Here is a 20,076-nt window from a genome sequence, read left to right on the forward strand (position 1 = left end):
AATTCTCAAAGATTCAAGACCAGCCTAAGAGAATATATCAATTATTAAGGCTCTTTTCTGAAAGATTGTTGTTAATTAACGTAATTTCCTATTAGAAACAATGTTGTTTTCATATAAAAGTTACGAGTACAAGAAGAAAAGATGCCACTAGACTTTATACAGTGCTGTTTTCTTCATATTACAAAAAGCAACAAAGTATACGAAAACAGCCATTATTAAAGAGAAAGAAGAAGGATATTATGCGAGATAAAATTCAAAGAATATTAGAGATTTTAACAGCATTCTTTTTTCTAAATATGCTATGGATCATTTTTTGTTTACCGATCATCACAATCTTTCCTTCTACAATGACGATGTTTAGCATCGTGAGAAGGTGGAAGCAGAATGAAATTGATTATGATTTAGCAAAATTATTTTTTTCAGAGTTTAAAGAAAATGCAAGGAAATACTTCTTGCTAGGTGTTGTATGGCTAATTTTTGGTATATTGCTTATCATTGATTACTTCTTTATCATTACCATCCAATTTGAAGCGAGAAATCTACTTTTTGGACTTCTCTTTTTGGGTACTTTTATATATTTAGGTATGTCGCTATTTATCTTTGGAATTGCTGTGAATTTTGATCTTCCTAAAAAGGCAATTATCAAGAATGCCTTTTTATATACAATAGGAAAATTAGGAACAACAGTATTAACGGTTATGATTTTAGTAAGTATGGTGATTATTTGTTATATTGTGCCTTATTTGTTATGGATAATCGGTAGTATTACAGCATTTTTCATTTATACGACAATGAGTAATATGAACCGAGCTACATGGGAAAAAGATAGCAGTCAAAAATAAATGTTTTTTTCATGGATAGTAGCTTTCAAAATTCTTCAAAAAAGAGACAACATAAGTATTTAAGCAAATGATAACCCTAATTAACAGGTGATATGTCAATTAATCTTTCACCTGATAGTTAGGGTTTTTTTGTTGTCTTCAATAAATTTTTTGATTGTTCCTATTATTTAGTGGAATGGAGCGGCAGGCACTCAACTGCTACCATTAAGATTTAATTGTCTTAATAGATGAATTATTTAATGATATCCCAACCCCTTTTTCATTTTGGGAAAGGGGTTTCCTATTAGAAAAAGTATTTATCAGAAAATTTCAGTTTATTAAAGAATATTCCTTTTATTTTATTTGAAAAACTAGTATAATTAAAAATGTTAGCGTTTACAATCTAATAATAGCTTTCAAATACTATAAAAAGAGAGTAATTGCTTAAAATTACATAAGGGGGAGAAGGGGAACGGAGTTTTTTTATATCTATCAATGAAACCGTTTTCGTTAATTATAATCTTTTGAGAAATCGGTTTCCAAACAAAAACAAGGGGGATTTATTTTGATAAAAAAGATGTTGAAAAAATTCACAGTCTATATGATGATTTTCGGATTAATAGCTTCCATGCTTCCATCTTTGGCAGCTGCTGAGGAATCTGATTATGGTAGTTTACTAGGTAATCCAGGTAAAAAACCATCTCAAGCTGGAGCTTTAAAGCTAAATGAAGTAAATGGACAAAAAACACTTACTGATAGTAGTGGTGCCCCAATTCAATTACGTGGAATGAGTACTCATGGGTTGCAATGGTTCCCAGAGATTATTAATGATAATGCATTTACAACACTATCAAACGATTGGGGTTCAAATTTAATTCGTCTTGCAATGTATGTTGGAGAAAATGGATATGCAACAAATCCAGAGGTTAAGCAAAAGTTAATAGAAGGAATTGAACTTGCAATTAAGCATGATATGTATGTAATCGTCGACTGGCATGTTCATGCTCCTGGAGATCCTAATGAAGAAGTTTATAGCGGAGCTTTGGATTTCTTTGATGAAATTTCTACTAAATATAAAGATGTTCCAAATATTATTTATGAAGTAGCTAATGAACCAAGTAGTAATAGCAATGGTGGTGATGGAGTAACAAATGATGAAGCAGGTTGGAATGCGGTAAAGTCGTATGCTGAGCCTATCATCGAAAAGATCCGTGAAAATGGAGCAGAAAACATTGTTATTGTTGGAAGTCCAAACTGGAGTCAACGTCCTGATTTAGCGGCAGATAATCCTATTAATGACGAAAACACAATGTATACTGTTCATTTCTACTCTGGCTCACATCCAGCAGCAGCTGATAGCAGTGATCGTGAAAATGTGATGAGTAATGCTAGATATGCGCTTGAAAATGGAGTAGGTGTTTTTGCAACAGAATGGGGAACAAGTGAGGCTAATGGTAACAATGGTCCTTATTTGGATGAAGCTGATGTGTGGATTAATTTCTTAAATGAAAACAATATTAGTTGGGCAAATTGGTCTTTAACAAATAAAAATGAAACGTCTGCAGCATTCACACCATTTCAACTAGGTAAGTCAGAGGCAACAGATCTTGATCCAGGTGCTGACCATATGTGGTCGCCAAAAGAATTGAGTATTTCTGGTGAGTATGTACGAGCTCGTATTAAAGGTGTTTCATATGAGCCAATCGATCGTACGAAGTTTACAGAGGTTTTATGGAATTTTAATGATGGAACATCACAAGGATTTGGTGTTAATGGTGATAGCCCTGTAAAGGATATTACTACTACTAATCAAGATGATGCGCTTAAAGTTTCAGGTTTAAGTAATAGTGAGAATGATCTTTCAGAGGGTAATTTTTGGGCAAATGCTCGACTTTCAGCAGATGCTTGGGGTCAATCTGTAGATATACTAGGAGCAGAAATGCTAACTATGGATGTCATTGTTGATCAACCAACAACTGTATCTATTGCTGCTATAGCACAAGGACCATCAGCACCATGGGTAAATCCTGCACGTGCAATTCAAGTGAATAGTGAGGAATTTGTGGCTCATGGAGATCAATATAAAGCAGTTTTAACAATAACAAAAGAAGATGCTCCTTCACTTGCTACTATTGGGGAAAGTCCTGATGATAGTACAATGAACAATCTTGTTCTTTTTGTAGGTGCTGAAAATGCGGATAGTATTTCTTTAGATAACATTACAGTTTCAGGAACAATGACTGAAGTAGAGGTAATAAATGACCCAGAAGGTGTAGCAACAATTCCGTCTACCTTTGAAGATGATACACGTCAAGGTTGGAAATGGAGTGGAGATTCTGGTGTGAAAACAGCTTTAACCATTCAAGAAGCAAATGGCTCAAAAGCTCTTTCATGGGATTTTGCTTATCCAGAGGTTAAACCATCTGATAATTGGGCATCTGCGCCTCGTTTAGATTTTTGGATGGATACATTAGCACGTGGTGATAATGATTATGTTGCATTTGATCTTTATATGGATCCAACTCGTGCATCAACAGGAGCGATAGCGGTTAACTTAGTATTCCAACCAGAAGCTCTTGGCTATTGGGCACAAGCACCAGGAACATATGAAATCAATTTAGAAGAACTTGACTCTGCAAAGAAAACATCTGATGGCTTATATCACTTTGAAGCAAAAATAGATGTAAGTACAATTGAAAACTTACAAGACGACACCTTGCTTCGCAATATGCTGCTTATATTCGCAGATGTCGAAAGTGACTTTGGTGGAACAATGTATGTTGATAATGTGAGATTTGAAAAAGCGGATCCAGGCACAGGTGGAGAAGAAGGAGAAACACCAGCACCAAACCCAGGTGAGGGAGAAGGAGAAACACCAGCACCAGGAACGGGTGAGGGAGAAGGAGAGGCACCAGCTCCTAACACAGGTGAAGAAGAAGAAAAAGCACCATCTTCAGATAAAGATAAAGATAAAGAAGGAGAAGTACCAACAGTCGAAAAAGTTAGTTCAGGTAAAGAATTACCCGATACTGCTACAAGCTCATATTCTACTTTATTAGTGGGAAGCTTGTTATTTCTTGCTGGAATCATGTCTTACTTTTTTATTAAAAGAAGAATAAGTGTGAGTAAGTAATAAAAGAAGATAGCACATTTGATTAGTAGAGATTCAACAACAAAAAGCACCTTATCTTAGGTGCTTTTTGTTATATATTATTTTAAATGGAATTATCGGCTAGTGATCTCTTTTTAAAAGGCTGTTTTCACAAACTTTATTGCTTACAAATATCCGGAGAATTGAGTATTGTATTAAGTCTAGTTGCAACTTTTCTTCATAAAGTAGTAGCCTTATATGCGAAAATACACTGTTACTACTGCATATTTTAGTTACATAGCAACAATCTTTCAGTAAAGAGCCTCTTTAAATGGTCCTAAGTTATTGTTCTCTAATCATATTTGGCTTTCTAAATATGAAAGGGGTTATTAATCTTCTTCATATTCATTCAAAATCTCTTTAATTGTAAAACTTAACGCGTAGTATACATATAATGCTGTCATTAATGCAGGGTAACCATATCTTTCACCGTCATCACCAGGAATTAATGGTTGACGAAGCTTAGCATCTATATGTAAATCTGTGTTTTGATTTAATCCATCGACTGTATTTTTTATTAAGGCAGAAACGCCGACTGTTTGGATACCTTTATCTGAAAGTTCTTTTGCAATTGTAATCGCTTCTTCATCAGTTGAACGGTATGTGAATAGAATCACTCTGTCTGCAGATGTGACCTTTTTTATAGCTCCCTCTGAATCCAATAATGATTCTGCTCCTACTAAGCTTTCCGAACCCGTTAAAGCCTCTAACACAACCCCATGTAGCTCTTTGTGTCCATACAAATAAACTTTGCCGTCCCCCACTAAAGCTTGTGCTAAGAGTCTTGCACTGTCTTCTATGTTCATTTCCTCTTGTTCAAGAATCCGATTAAAATGTCCCGTAATTTGTGTTGTGAAAATTTTCATCATTGAAAGTGAACTCTCCTTCTTTTCAAATACTATTCGTATTATAACGAAGAAACATAAAATCTAAAAATGTTTAAAATCATTGAATTGACCATAAATGTGATATTCTAAAGAAGGATTTTAGGATAAATTACGACAAACTAGGCAGAATTTGTCGACAAAAGATTAACTAAGAATGCAGGAGATAAACGGAAAAAGAAGAATTATTAATAAACAAGAAACCGTTTTAGTCGTTCAACTTTTTTTGATAGAATTGAATACTTTAACAAAATTGTCACCAAGGTTTATACATAGGCTACGTAAAAACGTGATATTCAAATAATAATTGTGTGGATTTCAGCAGACAAAGGAGCTGGAAGATGACCAATTTTTGTTCACAACTTTATATTAAGCTTTTTAAGTGCTAACTAGCGTTTAATAATAATGAGAGCAAAGGTACTAAAGGTATCAGTCCTAGAGAAAACTAAAAAAATTAAGAGGTGTAATATAACATGTTAAAAGAAAAAATATTAATTGTTGATGATCAATACGGTATTCGTATATTGCTAAATGAAGTATTTCAAAAGGAAGGCTATCAGACATTTCAAGCAGCTAATGGCTTTCAAGCTCTAGAAATCGTTGATAAGCATTCTCCAGATTTAGTTCTTCTAGATATGAAAATACCAGGTATGGATGGGATTGAAATTCTAAAAAGAATGAGAGTTGTTGATCAGGATATTCGTGTCATTATTATGACTGCATATGGCGAGTTAGATATGATTCAAGAAGCCAAGGATCTTGGAGCACTTACTCATTTTGCAAAACCATTTGATATTGATGAGATTCGTGGAGCTGTAAAGAAATACTTACCACTTAAAGCAAACTAGTAACATTATATTACCCAAATATCTGCAGAAATGTTGCCGTTTTCCGGGATTATTGGTATGCTAGTACATATGAAAAGTGATCATGCGGAATCTACATATTAGTGATAAATTCTGGTCAAGCTAGGTATGATATACTTTTCTGTACTAGAAAAATAAGGTTTCTTAGGAGGATTTTTCGACATGCCTTTAGTTTCAATGACAGAGATGCTGAACACAGCAAAAGACAAGGGATATGCAGTAGGACAATTTAATTTAAACAATCTTGAGTTTACTCAAGCAATCCTGCAAGCAGCTGAAGAAGAAAAATCACCAGTTATTCTTGGTGTATCTGAAGGTGCTGCTCGTTACATGGGTGGATTCAAAACAGTTGTTAAGATGGTAGAAGGTTTAATGGAAGATTATAAAACAACAGTTCCTGTTGCAATCCATTTAGATCATGGATCAAGCTATGACAAATGTAAAGAAGCAATTGATGCTGGTTTTACATCTGTTATGATCGATGCTTCACACCACCCATTCGAAGAGAATATTGAAACAACGAAACAAGTTGTTGAATATGCTCATTCAAAAGGTGTTTCTGTAGAAGCAGAATTAGGAACAGTTGGCGGACAAGAAGACGACATTATTGCAGAAGGCGTAATCTACGCTGATCCTCAAGAATGTGCTGAACTTGTTAAACGTACTGGTATCGACTGTTTAGCTCCTGCACTTGGTTCTGTTCATGGACCATACAAAGGTGAGCCAAACTTAGGATTCAAAGAAATGGAAGAAATCGCTAACCTTACTGGTATGCCATTAGTACTTCATGGTGGTACTGGAATTCCAACAAAAGATATTCAAAGATCAGTATCTTTTGGTACAGCTAAAATTAATGTTAACACTGAAAACCAAATTGCATCTGCTAAAGCAGTTCGTGAAGTGTTAGCTGAAAAGCCAAACGAATATGATCCTCGTAAATACATGGGGCCAGCTCGTGACGCGATTAAAGCCACAGTAATCGGAAAAATGCGTGAATTTGGTTCTTCAAACCAAGCTTAATTTTATAGAATATATTACCGCCTTTGTCGAGAAAAGGCGGTAATATTCAGAATATAAAGAAAGCGCTATCAAAGTATGTCGAAATTCCTCTAAACCTGTTATATACTAGCTGACCTAGTTTAAAAGAATAATAGGAAACGGACTTGCTGCTGCTTGTCCGTTTTGTTATTTTCGATCTTTCAGCATCAAAACAACTAGGTTTAACAAAAAGACGTATGCTGGTGTTATAAATAAACCTTTCATGTTAAGAGCGAGTATGACATACTCATATACTTACCACTAATAATGTAAATCTCCTATAAACTCAAAAAAAATCCAAAATTGTTATGATAAAACTTAAAGTTAAACGTTGTTGTCCTGCTTAATAGATGGTTTAATAATAGTAGAGCTTATTTTATCAGGTAAAGCTTATTTTATTATTTTCCTCTAAGTTAATTAAAACGGAAATAAAAAGAAACTTTTAGATTGCCTTTTTATAAACTTAAATTATAAAGATATGTATTGACAATGCTATAAAAGGAAATAAAAGAGATAAACAACTTGTTTTTTATCGCTAGTGTTACAAACCTAGTGGATAGGAGAAATGAAGTTAATCTATAACTTCACTGACAGGACGGTAAGGATTTATCTCTACTATTATTAGTGATTAAACTTTGTTGACAAGAGATGTTTTATTCGGAAAACATGATGGTAAGGAAATAGAAGCATGTTTCGTGTACGAAAGAATACATAATTATGTGAAATTACCGAAAAAGCTCATCCTCCATGTTCTTTCCGCAAAGTCAACTTCATTAGAAGGGAGACTATTATGGAAAAATTAAAAATAGCAGGTGGAGATTTACTGAAAGGTTCAGTATCGATCAGTGGTGCAAAAAATAGTGCAGTAGCATTAATTCCTGCGACGATCTTAGCAGAATCTCCAGTTACAATTGAAGGCCTGCCGAATATTTCTGATGTAAATATACTTGGTGATTTGTTAGAGGAGATTGGAGGTAAGGTAGAGCTTACCAACAATGAAATGATTGTAGATCCTTCGAATATGATTTCAATGCCTCTTCCAAACGGAAAAGTTAAGAAGCTTAGAGCTTCCTATTACTTAATGGGAGCGATGTTAGGTCGCTTTAAAAAAGCTGTGATTGGTCTTCCTGGTGGATGTCATTTAGGACCACGTCCAATTGATCAGCATATTAAAGGATTTGAAGCATTAGGTGCAAAAGTAACAAATGAACAAGGTGCAATATACTTACGTGCAGAAGAACTTCGAGGAGCTCGAATTTACCTTGATGTTGTTAGTGTAGGTGCAACAATCAACATTATGCTTGCTGCGGTTAAGGCTACAGGAAGAACAATCATCGAAAATGCTGCCAAAGAGCCTGAAATCATTGATGTAGCAACTTTACTAACAAGTATGGGTGCAAAGATAAAGGGTGCTGGAACAGATGAAATAAGAATAGATGGTGTTGAGAAGCTTAGCGGCTGTCGTCATTCAATTATTCCTGATAGAATTGAAGCTGGAACTTATATGATAATTGGTGCAGCTATGGGTAAGGAAGTAATGATTGATAATGTTATTCCACTCCATCTAGAATCACTAATAGCGAAGCTTCGGGAAACAGGTCTTCATATTGAAACAAGCAATGACCAAATTTTAATTATTGGTGGACAAAAAGAGTTAAAATCAGTTGATATCAAAACACTCGTTTATCCAGGTTTTCCAACGGATTTACAACAGCCATTTACTTCTTTCTTAACAAAAACAACCGGTACTAGTGTTGTAACTGACACGATATATTCTGCTCGTTTTAAACATATCGATGAATTGAGAAGAATGGGTGCCGAAATCAAAGTTGAAGGTAGATCTGCTATTGTTTCTGGTCCAACAAGATTACAAGGTGCAAGAGTGAAGGCAAGTGATCTTCGTGCAGGTGCTGCTCTAGTATGTGCGGGATTGATGGCAGACGGCATTACCGAAATTACAGGTCTAGAACATATCGATAGAGGGTATAGTCAGCTAGAAGAGAAGTTAACAGGTCTAGGAGCAACAATTTGGCGTGAAAAATTAACTGAAAAAGAAATTGAACAACTACAAAATTCTTAAATTGATTCGTGTAGCTAGAATGAGAAAATATATAACCACCTGGATGAACTCCAGGTGGTTGATATAAAATGTTATCGTTATTGAATCTAGATGTAAAACATTCGTAGGAAGCATAACAAGTCTTGATCTAAATTCTTCAAAGAAAAGCCTCTAGCTTACAATGAATTTTCCAAAAATGATTGATTAAAGTTGAAAAATAGGGTAAAAATAAAGAGTGCTGCATTGAACAACTAGCTTCAAAATCTACTTCAAGCTCACCTTCATTCCTTCTCTATCCAAATGTACTGGTTTTTATCTTCATTTGATTAGGCTCTTTTCTTTAAAAATTGTTGTTAATTGACCTAATGATTGTGAAAAACAGTGTTTTCTTCGCATGAAAGAAATCATTTTGAGAAGAAAAAGATGTTATACAGTGCTGTTTATTTCGAGTATAAAAGGAAGCAACAAAGTTTACGCAACAGCCATGACTAATTGGTTATAAATCTTCAATTAAGCAGCAACTAGACAAACTTCCATAGCTGAAAATTGAGTTTGAAATGATAAATAGAAATTAAAATTGAAAATGAAAAAGAGTGGTGTTTGTATGAATCAGGTTTCAATTTCTTCATTAGAACATTTGAAATTGAAGGAACTATATGAACTTGCGCGTCAGTATAAAGTTTCATATTATAGCAAGTTAACAAAGAAAGAATTAATTTTCGCTATTTTAAAGGCGAATGCTGAACAAGAAGATCTTTTATTTATGGAGGGTGTTCTTGAAATTATTCAGTCTGAGGGCTTCGGTTTTTTAAGACCAATCAACTATTCTCCTAGCTCTGAAGACATTTATATCTCTGCATCACAAATTCGACGCTTTGATTTAAGAAATGGTGACAAAGTTTCTGGTAAGGTTCGTCCTCCAAAAGAAAATGAGCGTTACTACGGATTGCTGCATGTAGAAGCTGTAAATGGTGAAGATCCTGAAACAGCTAAGGAACGTGTTCACTTCCCAGCATTAACTCCTCTATATCCAGATAGACAAATATTCTTAGAAACAAAATCAAATAATTTATCTACAAGAATCATGGATCTTATTGCACCTGTGGGCTTTGGACAACGTGGTCTGATTGTTGCACCTCCTAAAGCAGGTAAAACAATGCTATTAAAAGAAATTGCTAATAGTGTGACAACAAATAATCCAGAAGCAGAGCTTATCGTCTTATTAATTGATGAAAGACCTGAGGAAGTAACGGATATTGAGCGCTCTGTTGCAGGAGATGTTGTTAGCTCAACATTTGATGAAGTTCCAGAAAATCATATTAAAGTAGCAGAGCTAGTGCTTGAGCGTGCGATGCGTCTTGTTGAACATAAAAAGGATGTTATTATCCTAATGGATAGTATCACTCGTTTAGCACGTGCTTATAACTTGGTCATTCCTCCAAGTGGACGTACATTATCTGGTGGTATTGATCCTGCAGCATTCCATCGTCCAAAAAGATTCTTTGGAGCAGCTCGTAATATCGAAGAAGGCGGAAGCTTAACAATTCTTGCTACTGCATTAATTGATACAGGATCTCGTATGGATGATGTTATTTATGAAGAATTTAAAGGAACAGGAAATATGGAGTTGCATCTAGATCGTTCTCTAGCAGAAAAACGAATCTTCCCTGCAATCGATATTCGTCGTTCTGGAACAAGAAAAGAAGAGCTTCTTATTCCAAAAGATCATTTAGAAAAATTATGGGCTATCCGTAAATCAATGACAGATTCTCCTGACTTTGTTGAGAAGTTCTTTAGAAAGCTTCGCCAAACAAAATCTAACGAAGAATTCTTTAGTAATTTAGATGCTGAGATGAAGACTGCAAGAAATCGATAGAATTGGTAGTGGGTGCTGGGGCTTTCTTAGCCATCTTGCCTAATGCTTGTTGCCGATAAGCAGGCACCTTCCGCTTTTCTAGTAATATTTAACTTCAGCTTGCATTTGGTCTTGGCACTTGTTATAATTTGCTCATGTGCTTTTCTAGTTGTGATTTATCTTTTGATGAATCCACTAGATATTACTCTGTTTCAGATGATTCAGGGCGGAAGGAGATGAAAAGAATGAAAACAGCAATTCACCCAAACTTTAATAAAGTTATGGTTAAATGTGCATGTGGTAACGAATTCGAAACTGGATCTACTAACAAAGAGATCAAAGTTGAGGTTTGTTCTGAGTGCCACCCATTCTACACAGGACGTCAGAAATTTGCGGATGCAGGTGGACGTGTAGATAAATTCAACAAAAAATACGGCATTAAGTCACAACAACAATAATGCTTCTTTCAAACAGGCAAGACGAAACTGCTCTTGCCTGTTTTTTCACGCCTATTTTACCAATTTAAGCATATCCTACATACTATAGTAGGCTATTTTTAAGACATTTAGTATCATGTAAAGCATGTTTATATAGATAATAAAAAGATACGATTAGTGTACCTTCTTAATAATGGTACATGTCAATCGACTCCAAGATGAAAACGACGAAGGGAGAGCCGTTTCATGTATATAATGAAGCAAAGTGGTTGGCTTGAAGTCATCTGTGGTAGTATGTTTTCAGGTAAATCAGAGGAACTCATTCGTAGAGTTCGACGTGCGAAGTTTGCAAAACAAGAGGTTAAGGTATTTAAGCCTGTCATTGATAATCGCTATAGTGAAGAAGAAGTTGTTTCACATAATGGAACAGCCATTATATGTAAGCCGGTAGCTTCTTCTATAGAGATTTTAGAATATATATCTGATAAAACAGATGTGATAGCTGTTGACGAAGTTCAATTTTTTGATGATAATATTGTGGATGTTCTTACTTTATTAGCAAATCAAGGATATCGTGTTATTGCCGCGGGTTTAGATCAAGATTTTAGAGGAGAGCCTTTTAGTGTTGTTCCAGGTCTGATGGCTATTGCAGAATCAGTGACTAAGCTACAGGCTGTTTGTTCGGTGTGTGGATCTCCGGCAAGTCGTACGCAAAGGTTGATAAATGAAAAGCCGGCGTCATATCATGATCCGATTATATTAGTTGGTGCATCTGAATCGTATGAGCCAAGGTGTAGGCATCATCATGAAGTGCCAGGTTCACCTGTGAAGGATTTTAAGAAAGAGGAAAGTACTACAACGAAAAATAGCATTTAAGATGAATAGGTAGACTTATTGAGGGGTCTTTCATTAGTGAAAAAGAGGACAGGCTTATAAGTAGTGATGAGATTCGATTAGGTGCAAATAATAGCTCTATAATAGACCGCTGTTGATGTAAGTTCAACAGCGTTTTTGATTTAGGCTCTTAGGCAAATCTATATGCATTAAAACAAGTATTGTGAGGTTGATTTGCGCTACAGGTTGCTCGCTTTCCGCGGGGCGGGCGGTGAGCTTCCTCGGCGCATAGCGCCTGTGGGATCTCACCTGTCCCGCTGCACCCGCAGGAGTCTCGCACCTTCCGCGCTAATCAACCTTAAATAGTTTTGGTGATCAAACCCTTTAAGACTACATTATTACCATCTTCTATAACCCTGTGTAGATAGATTTAAGTAACCTAAGTAACAAGTAACGTTTCGAAGAAGAATATTACTACAAGCTGAATTAAACAGAACCGATTAACCTGTACATCTCCATCGTACTTAATCATCATCCATTGAAACCATCCTTTATTTTAATGTATCTCAAAACTATTGGATATCCGATCTCCTATAATTTTAAATCAACTCTTCCTTCCATTATTACTAGTCTTATTGCTAAAAGATCTTATTTATTGTAGGATTGTTCATCTTTGTACTGGACATTTTTTAAGATTGCCATTTTGCTATCTCTTTAATTACAGCACCTCATGACACTCTAATCAGAGCACAATCATTACTATCATTAGTTTGAACAGAACTGATTAACCTATCTACTTCCCTCGAACTTAATAATCATCTATTGGAAACCATCCTTTATTTTATGAATATCAAAACTCTATTGGATATCCCATCCCCTATTATCAACTCTTCCTTATAATTTTAGGTTCTTTATTACAAGTCTTATTGCTACAGCATGTAATACTATTCTTCTTAGATAAAATAAAACTCCCTTCCAGAGCATTTCATTTAGTTCGTTAAATTAATAACTATTAACCAATATTTATTGGAATTGTATATATGTATACTCTTTACAATTCCTTAATAATATATGGAAAAGTTTATAAATATTTACATCCTTTTTAAATTCAGTTTACATAGTTGAATTAGAATTAACATGAACTAGATTACTAGAGTTTGAGGAGGATATTATGGGCGGAAGAGCAGTATTTAGATTTAGTAAGAAATTGTTTATTTATGTTTGTTTAGTTATGATTGTTTTTTCTAATTTTATATCAGTACTTCCAGTGAAGAAAGTTTATGCTGCGGAGAGTGGAGACCAACCTACTATACTGAACGTTGAGGAAACAGAAGGAAAAGAGAAGGTAAATGAGGAGGTAGACGGTACATCTGATGATTCTATAGATCAAGTAGAGCCTGAAGAAAGTGCTGAAGTTATTGATTCGGAAAAGGAAATACAAAAAGATTCTCAAGAAGAAGCTAAGCAGATAGAAGTTGAGAAATCCGAGCAACTAGTAGAGAAATCACAAAACACAACAAAGACTCCTACAACTGAAACTGATCTTGTACCTACTCCACAAGATGAAAGCACAGAAGAAACACCTCCTACTAAATCTGAAGAATCTACTAATAAAGTAGAAGAAGATTTTAATCGTTTTTCACCAATTTTAATCACTGAAATAACTCCTAATTCAAAAGGAGCAGATAATTACGAGTATTTTGAGCTATATAATAATACAAATCAACAGCTATCATTAACAAACTATTCTTTTGTTTATCACTACACAGATGGTAGTTATGGAGATAAAGTATTTCAACTTCCAGCTACAGTAATGGAAGCACAGGAAACTCTTATATTTTGGTATAATCCAAAAAATCTTTCATTAACTGATTTTAACAATCAATTTGGAACGAATTTAGCTAGTAATCAAGTGATCGAATTTACTGATGTTTTCCCAGGCTTTGCAAACGGAGGGAATCGTGCACTTATTATCAAGGATAAAAATAATCTTGAGCTAGTATCAGCAAGCTACCTTGGTAATGAAGCTGATAATACTACTGGAAATGGGATTGATTATAAATACCCAGCTACAGGAACTATTATGGACAAGCTTAAAGTAGTAGCACCACCAACTCCTGGTATAATTGAAGCTGCTCAAGTTCCTGCTAAACCAGTAGAATTAGAGGAACCTCCAGCAGAAGACACTAAAGCACCTGTTATTGACCATACACCTGTAAATGAAAGTAAAGCGTTTACTGAAATTAACATTTCTGCAAAAATAACAGATGATAAGGCAGTTAATTCAGTTTCAACACTATATTATAAAAATGAAGAAGATACTGATTTTAGATCTTTACCAATGGTTGTTGATGGAGAAGATTCAACAATAGCTGCAGCAAAAATCCCTGGCGATTATGTTACTTCTACGATTACATATTATCTTGAAGCATCAGATGGGGTAAACATAGCTAAATCAGAGGAATATACGATTTCTGTAGAATTACCTGAAGAAACGTTTAGTGAACAGCCGGTATTAATTACTGAAATTTCGCCAAACTCCGCTGGTGGTGGAACGGATTATTATGAGTTCTTTGAACTTTATAATAATACAACTCAGCCTTTAACATTAATGAACTATTCATTTGTATATAAGTATACAGATAGTGGAAAAGAAGTTGCTTTTCAAGTACCTCAAACGACAATTGAACCACAAGAGACTCTGGTATTTTGGTTTAACAATGGAAGTCGTACATTAGATGATTTTAATGCAAACTTTGGTTCAGCATTAACAGCTGATCAAGTGATCGAATATAAAGATGTATTCCCAGGTTTTGCTAATGGAGGTAATCGTGCAATCATTCTAAAAGATAGCATGAACTCAGAGGTTATCTCAGCAAGCTATCTAGGAAATGAAAATGATAATACAGGTGCAGATATTCATTATATGTTCAAAGCTAAAGGAACTGAAATGGAGAAATATCAAGTACTTGCAGCACCAAATCCGGGAATCATTTCACCTGTTCAAGTACCAACAAAGCCAATTGAGCTTGAAGAAATTCCTAAGGATACAGAAGCACCTGTTATCAACCATGTACCTGTGACTGAAAGTGATGCCTTTTCAGCAATCACAATAGAAGCAGATATTACAGATAATATGGCAGTTCCATTCTCTACTCTTTATTATAAAAAAGCTGGTGGGGAGAACTTTACTACCTTATCAATGAATATGAGTGCAGATACAGCCAAGTATTCTGCTACCATTCCTGGTTTAGATGTAGAAGAAAATATGATCTATTATATTGAAGCGGGAGATGGGACAAATACATCAACTACTGAAGAATTTGCTATCACCGTCACAAAAGATGAAGTAGATTATGAAAAAATTCCGCAGTTTTTAGTGACTGAAATCGTTCCTGATACAACAAATGTTGGTTCAGCTGATGGATATGAATTTGTTGAAATCTACAATAATACAAATCAGGATCTGAACTTTAAGGAATACAAGCTTCAATATCGTTATGGAAATGACCCAGCTAGTGATGTTGTATGGGCTTCTGTACCAGATGATGTTGTTATTCCGTCTAAAGAGACACTTGTGTTTTGGATTATTAATTCACAAAATGGTGAGAAAACAGTTGCAGATTTTAATGCACACTATGGGTCAAATTTAGTAGAAAATCAAGATATTACTAGAATTTATAGTGATGGAATGGCCAATGGTTCACCTAGAGGACTTGTTGTTGCTACAAATACGAAAGAAGAAATCACCGTTTCATATTACAACGATGTCGTTAATGCTGATGATACTGTCGCAGATAAAGGAATTGTTTTCAAATATCCTGAAAACGGATCAAAGCAATCGGTGAAAACTAGTGCTGGTCTTCTTGACGCAACTCCAGGAGCTGTTGATGCTAATCAAGTACCAAAAAAACCAGTGCATATCGTCAGGGATACAGTAGCTCCAACATTTGACAATAAAACAAACATCACTGAAATACTGCAAACTGAGGATATAAAAATTTCAGCAGCAGCATCAGATGATGTAGAAGTAAAATCAGTAAGATTGTTTTATCGTACAAATGATCAAGATGTTTTTAATGAGACATTATTAACATTAGACTCTGAAACGCATTTATATGAAAATATGATTTATGCTTCAGAGCTTATCGGCAAAGAATATGTTGAATATTTCTTTACTGTTTCTGATGGTACAAATGAAGTAAAAAGTGAAATCAACAAGATTATCATAAAAAATACAATTGATAATTCAGATATTCGCTTAAACGTAGAAGACAAGCAAGTTCTGTCTAAAAGTAAAATATTAAAGGCTACTTCTAAGGAAGAAGAAGCAAAAAATGTGAAGCTATTTGTTGATAACGAAGAGTTAACAGAGGAAACGTATCACTCCTTAGAAACAGAAGCTTATTTAGCGCTTGAAGTGAATGGACTGAATACGTATTTCCAAAACGCAGTGACAATGGGTGATGATATTTTGTTCTTAATGGACAAAGACTGGTTATCACATTGGAAAACATTCACGATACCTGTTGAAGCAGATCGTTTACAGCTTGGTGAAAACATCCTTACTGTTCGAGCAGGTAATAAAGCATCACCCTTCCAGCTTGAAGAAGATGAAGAAAATCGTGATGACTATAACTTACGTAATGTACGCTTGATTTTAGCGGATGGCACTGTTTTAAGAGATACTGATAAAAGTGATCCCACAAAGGTCTATGATATGGGTGATGATGGTACATTCCGTCCATTTGAAGACTTTACCTTCACGATTACTGAAGAGCATACAACATCTAAAACATATACATGGAACACAACAACAGTGGAAGATGGAGAACATGTTGTTAAAGCTCAAGATTCAGATCATGATATTACAAAAACAGTATTGGTTGATAACACAGCTCCTTCTGTTGAAACAACGATTATTGAAGGAAAAGAATATAAAGGCAGCTTTACAATTGATGCCACTGTAACAGACGAGATAGCAGGAGTGAATACAGTTAAAGCATTACTAGATGGTGAACAAATACAGCTACCGTTCAACACTGCATCATCTCAGCTAGAAGCAGGTGAACATACACTTTCCATTTTGGCGACAGATTTAGCTGGAAATGAAGCGGAAAAGGCTGTCACATTCTCTGTCACTAATGAGAATCCTATTAAACCAGAGCTTATTTCTCCAACAGATGGTAGCTCTACACCTGTTACTGGTGATCCTAGATTAAAAGTAAAGGTTACAGATCCCTCAGGAGATGATTTAGATGTAAAGTATTATCAAGGCTTTAAATATGATATGAACAGCACGGACAAAGTTCATGCCTTTAAAAATTCAACTGATTTTGAACCACCACAAACGATGGTACCAGAAGGGGAAGCAGCCTTTACAGACGAAGATATCTCATCTGTTTCAAAGAAAGATGGAACCTATATGATCACTGACTCAAGTGAGAAGTTTCCATATCACCGATTTGATGTTCAAGTTGATTCATCCATTGATGAAAATGATGAAATTGAGTTAACTTGGAGTGGAAATTCTCTAGAGGGAAGAAAGGTGTCCATGTATGCTTGGAATCATAGTGAAGCGAAGTGGCAGCTTGTTACGTATAAAGTTGCAGGAGCAGAGGATTTTGAATTAATAGGGTATGTTGAGGTTAGTGATTTTGTAAAAAATTCAAACATCAATGTATTGATTCAAGATGAAATTCCAAGTACTCCTGATGAATATGATTATACATTTGTGTGGATGTCTGATACTCAATATTATTCAGAAAGCTATCCTTACATTTTTGAAAGACAAACAAATTGGATTGCTGAAAAACAAGAAGAATTAAAGATAAAGTACGTGTTCCATACAGGTGATTTAGTTGATAACTTTGATCAGCTGCAAGAGTGGAAATATGCTGATGAATATATGAAGGTTTTAGATGATAACAATGTTCCATATGGTGTTTTAGCAGGAAACCATGATGTTGATCAACTTTCTAATGATTACACTGAGTATTATAAGTGGTTTGGTACTGATAGATTTGAAGATAAACCATACTACGGTGATACGTATAAAAACAATCGTGGACATTATGACCTAATTTCAGAAAATGGTAATGACTTTATCATGGTTTATATGGGCTGGGGAATTCAAGATGAAGATTTAGAATGGATCAATGATGTGTTAAAACAATATCCTGATCGAAAAGCGATTTTAAGCTTTCATGAATATTTACTCGTTTCAGGAAATCGAAGTCCTTTAGGTAACGAGATATATGAACAAGTAGTTGAACCAAATGAAAATGTCATCGCGGTTCTTAGCGGTCATTATCATGATTCAGAGACATTGATAAGTGAAATTGATGATAATAATGATGGAGTTACAGATCGCAAAGTATATCAAATGCTTGGTGACTATCAAGGTGGTCCTGAGGGTGGTCAAGGCTATATGAAGCTTTTACATTTTGATCAAGATAATAATAGAATTATCGTCAATACGTATTCACCATATTTAGATGATTATAACTACTATGATCCAAGTGAATATCCAGGTAAAGATGAAATGATCATTGATTTAGATCTGAGTGTAGATGAAAAAAGAGTAGCCACTGATTATTTTTCTGTAAATGTCAAAACAGATACAGAAATCGGAAAACAAGAAAATGTGCCGAGTGGTAGTGAAGCTGAAGTGACTTGGACAGGCCTTACAGAGAATAAAACATATTCTTGGTATGCTGTTGCCGAAGATCAATACACTGGAAAATCAGTATCTGATATTTGGACATTCACAAAAGGTAAAGATGAAACAACGAATCCAACTGATCCAGGAGAAAACCCAGGACAGCCAGGTGATGGAGATAATCCGGGCGAAAATCCAGAGCAACCAGGAGAAGGAGATAACCCAGGAGAGAATCCAGAGCAACCAGGAGAAGGAGATAACCAAGGGGAGAATCCAGAGCAACCAGGAGAAGGAGATAATCCAGGCGGAAATCCAGAACAACCAGGCAAAGGTACAAATCAACCTGGTAAAGATGTGTCTAACGATAATCAACATATTACTGTTAAAATACAGGATGGAAAAGCAACAATTAAAACAGAAGATTTAAAGAGACTATCAAAGAATACAAAAGTTATTTTAGACCTAAAAAAGGAATACAACGTTAAAGTTCAATTAACAAAGCAACAAATTCAACTAATAAAAGAAAAACAATTAGTGCTTTCGATTCAAAATCAAGATGTGAATGTATTAATTCCAACTGCTAACCTACCTGTTGGAAATGATGTTGTTATTCATATTGAGCGTATGAAGGATATTCAAGAATCGGTAAGTGCTGTGTATGATTTTAGTATTACATCAGGAGATAAGACTTATCATGAATTTTCACAGAATATGATCCTGGAGTTTAAGATAAAAGAAAAAGTGAAGAATCAAGATAACGTGAAGATTTATTACTACAATGAAGATTTGAAAAAGTGGGAATTTGTTGGTGGAAATTATGCTAACGGAGTAGTTACTGCAACTACTGATCATTTTAGTACATTTGCTGCTTTTGAAATGACACCAGATGATAAGGCGGATGAAATGGATATTCCAGAAAGTGGCTATCATTTACCGGCCACAGGGACTAACATGTTTACTATTCTTCTTGGTGGAATGTTTCTCTTTGTGATAGGAGTTGGATTTTCTCTTAATCAACGGAGAAAAGTAATATAAAATATGTTTAAGCTAAATATTGTTTTTTTGCAAGGTGCTTATGAGATTGAATTATATTAAAATGACAAACTACCCATCATTAGATTGAACTAAGTCAGATAAAAAAACCTAAAGGCAGATAGATACGAAAAAGTAGTAAATTTGTCGGTGAGAAACATATAAAAGTTGGAGACCAAATCACGCATAATTTGGTCTCTTCGCATTTTTATCAGTAACTTTAATGGGTGAATTAGCATAAGAATTTTCATCAAAAATAACACGATAACATAGAGTGATTTCATGCATAGATGAAGCTAGACATTTATCCAGTGCATGTTTCAACAAGGTATTAAAAATGTAAAAAGTATGCAAACCTTACCTTTGATGGAGGAATTTTATAGCCTTTTGCGAAATTTAATTGTTAAAATAAGGTAATTATGTTAAAATGACTGTAGT

General features: G+C 34.8%; 10 protein-coding genes. 9 read left to right on the top strand and 1 reads right to left on the bottom strand.

All coding sequences use genetic code 11. The features are described 5' to 3' along the window. Positions 1–239 precede the first annotated feature (239 nt). Together FS935_RS18800 and FS935_RS18805 are read left to right on the top strand one after the other, a co-directional pair. A complete protein-coding gene (locus FS935_RS18800) occupies positions 240–842 on the top strand; it encodes a YesL family protein (protein WP_146950190.1) in 603 nt (200 codons plus the stop codon). A 544-nt stretch (positions 843–1,386) separates the two neighbouring features. Beyond that, positions 1,387–3,954: a carbohydrate-binding domain-containing protein gene (locus FS935_RS18805; RefSeq protein ID WP_240050963.1), complete on the top strand. Its 2,568-nt coding sequence runs from the start codon at positions 1,387–1,389 to the stop codon at positions 3,952–3,954. 347 nt (positions 3,955–4,301) lie between these two features. Here FS935_RS18805 and FS935_RS18810 read toward each other — a convergent pair whose 3' ends face one another. Next, on the bottom strand, positions 4,302–4,841 hold the full coding sequence (locus FS935_RS18810) for a DUF2529 family protein (RefSeq protein WP_146950191.1): 540 nt from the start codon (positions 4,839–4,841) through the stop codon (positions 4,302–4,304). Between the two features lie 488 nt (positions 4,842–5,329). On the opposite strand from FS935_RS18810, the gene FS935_RS18815 reads away from it, so the two are divergent. From FS935_RS18815 to FS935_RS18845, 7 genes are all read left to right on the top strand, one after another. Further along, complete coding sequence (locus FS935_RS18815; RefSeq protein ID WP_146950192.1) at positions 5,330–5,704, top strand: response regulator; 375 nt, start codon at positions 5,330–5,332, stop codon at positions 5,702–5,704. Between the two features lie 180 nt (positions 5,705–5,884). Next, entirely contained in the window at positions 5,885–6,742 is an 858-nt protein-coding gene (locus tag FS935_RS18820; protein ID WP_146950193.1) for a class II fructose-bisphosphate aldolase, read from the top strand. Between the two features lie 808 nt (positions 6,743–7,550). Then, on the top strand, positions 7,551–8,840 hold the full coding sequence (gene murA / locus FS935_RS18825) for a UDP-N-acetylglucosamine 1-carboxyvinyltransferase (protein ID WP_146950194.1): 1,290 nt from the start codon (positions 7,551–7,553) through the stop codon (positions 8,838–8,840). Between the two features lie 583 nt (positions 8,841–9,423). After that, positions 9,424–10,695 carry a transcription termination factor Rho gene (gene rho / locus FS935_RS18830; protein WP_146950195.1) on the top strand — a complete coding sequence of 424 codons (1,272 nt, stop codon included), beginning with the start codon at positions 9,424–9,426 and terminating at the stop codon, positions 10,693–10,695. A 224-nt stretch (positions 10,696–10,919) separates the two neighbouring features. Further along, positions 10,920–11,132, top strand: coding sequence for a 50S ribosomal protein L31 (gene rpmE, locus FS935_RS18835; protein WP_146950196.1), 213 nt, complete (start codon positions 10,920–10,922; stop codon positions 11,130–11,132). A gap of 225 nt (positions 11,133–11,357) precedes the next feature. Then, a complete protein-coding gene (locus FS935_RS18840; protein WP_146950197.1) occupies positions 11,358–11,987 on the top strand; it encodes a thymidine kinase in 630 nt (209 codons plus the stop codon). A 1,129-nt stretch (positions 11,988–13,116) separates the two neighbouring features. Beyond that, a complete protein-coding gene (locus FS935_RS18845; RefSeq protein WP_146950198.1) occupies positions 13,117–19,641 on the top strand; it encodes a lamin tail domain-containing protein in 6,525 nt (2,174 codons plus the stop codon). Positions 19,642–20,076: the final 435 nt, after the last annotated feature.

Source organism: Metabacillus litoralis (genome assembly GCF_007994985.1).
In the GTDB taxonomy this organism is placed as follows: domain Bacteria; phylum Bacillota; class Bacilli; order Bacillales; family Bacillaceae; genus Metabacillus; species Metabacillus litoralis.

Excerpts from the sequence above, each read along its gene's own strand:
- FS935_RS18820 (WP_146950193.1), top strand. The coding sequence starts at position 5,885 with ATGCCTTTAGTTTCAATGACAGAGATGCTGAACACAGCAAAAGACAAG.
- FS935_RS18800 (WP_146950190.1), top strand. The coding sequence starts at position 240 with ATGCGAGATAAAATTCAAAGAATATTAGAGATTTTAACAGCATTCTTT.
- FS935_RS18840 (WP_146950197.1), top strand. The coding sequence starts at position 11,358 with ATGTATATAATGAAGCAAAGTGGTTGGCTTGAAGTCATCTGTGGTAGT.
- murA (WP_146950194.1), top strand. The coding sequence starts at position 7,551 with ATGGAAAAATTAAAAATAGCAGGTGGAGATTTACTGAAAGGTTCAGTA.
- FS935_RS18845 (WP_146950198.1), top strand. The coding sequence starts at position 13,117 with ATGGGCGGAAGAGCAGTATTTAGATTTAGTAAGAAATTGTTTATTTAT.
- rho (WP_146950195.1), top strand. The coding sequence starts at position 9,424 with ATGAATCAGGTTTCAATTTCTTCATTAGAACATTTGAAATTGAAGGAA.
- rpmE (WP_146950196.1), top strand. The coding sequence starts at position 10,920 with ATGAAAACAGCAATTCACCCAAACTTTAATAAAGTTATGGTTAAATGT.
- FS935_RS18815 (WP_146950192.1), top strand. The coding sequence starts at position 5,330 with ATGTTAAAAGAAAAAATATTAATTGTTGATGATCAATACGGTATTCGT.
- FS935_RS18810 (WP_146950191.1), bottom strand. The coding sequence starts at position 4,841 with ATGATGAAAATTTTCACAACACAAATTACGGGACATTTTAATCGGATT.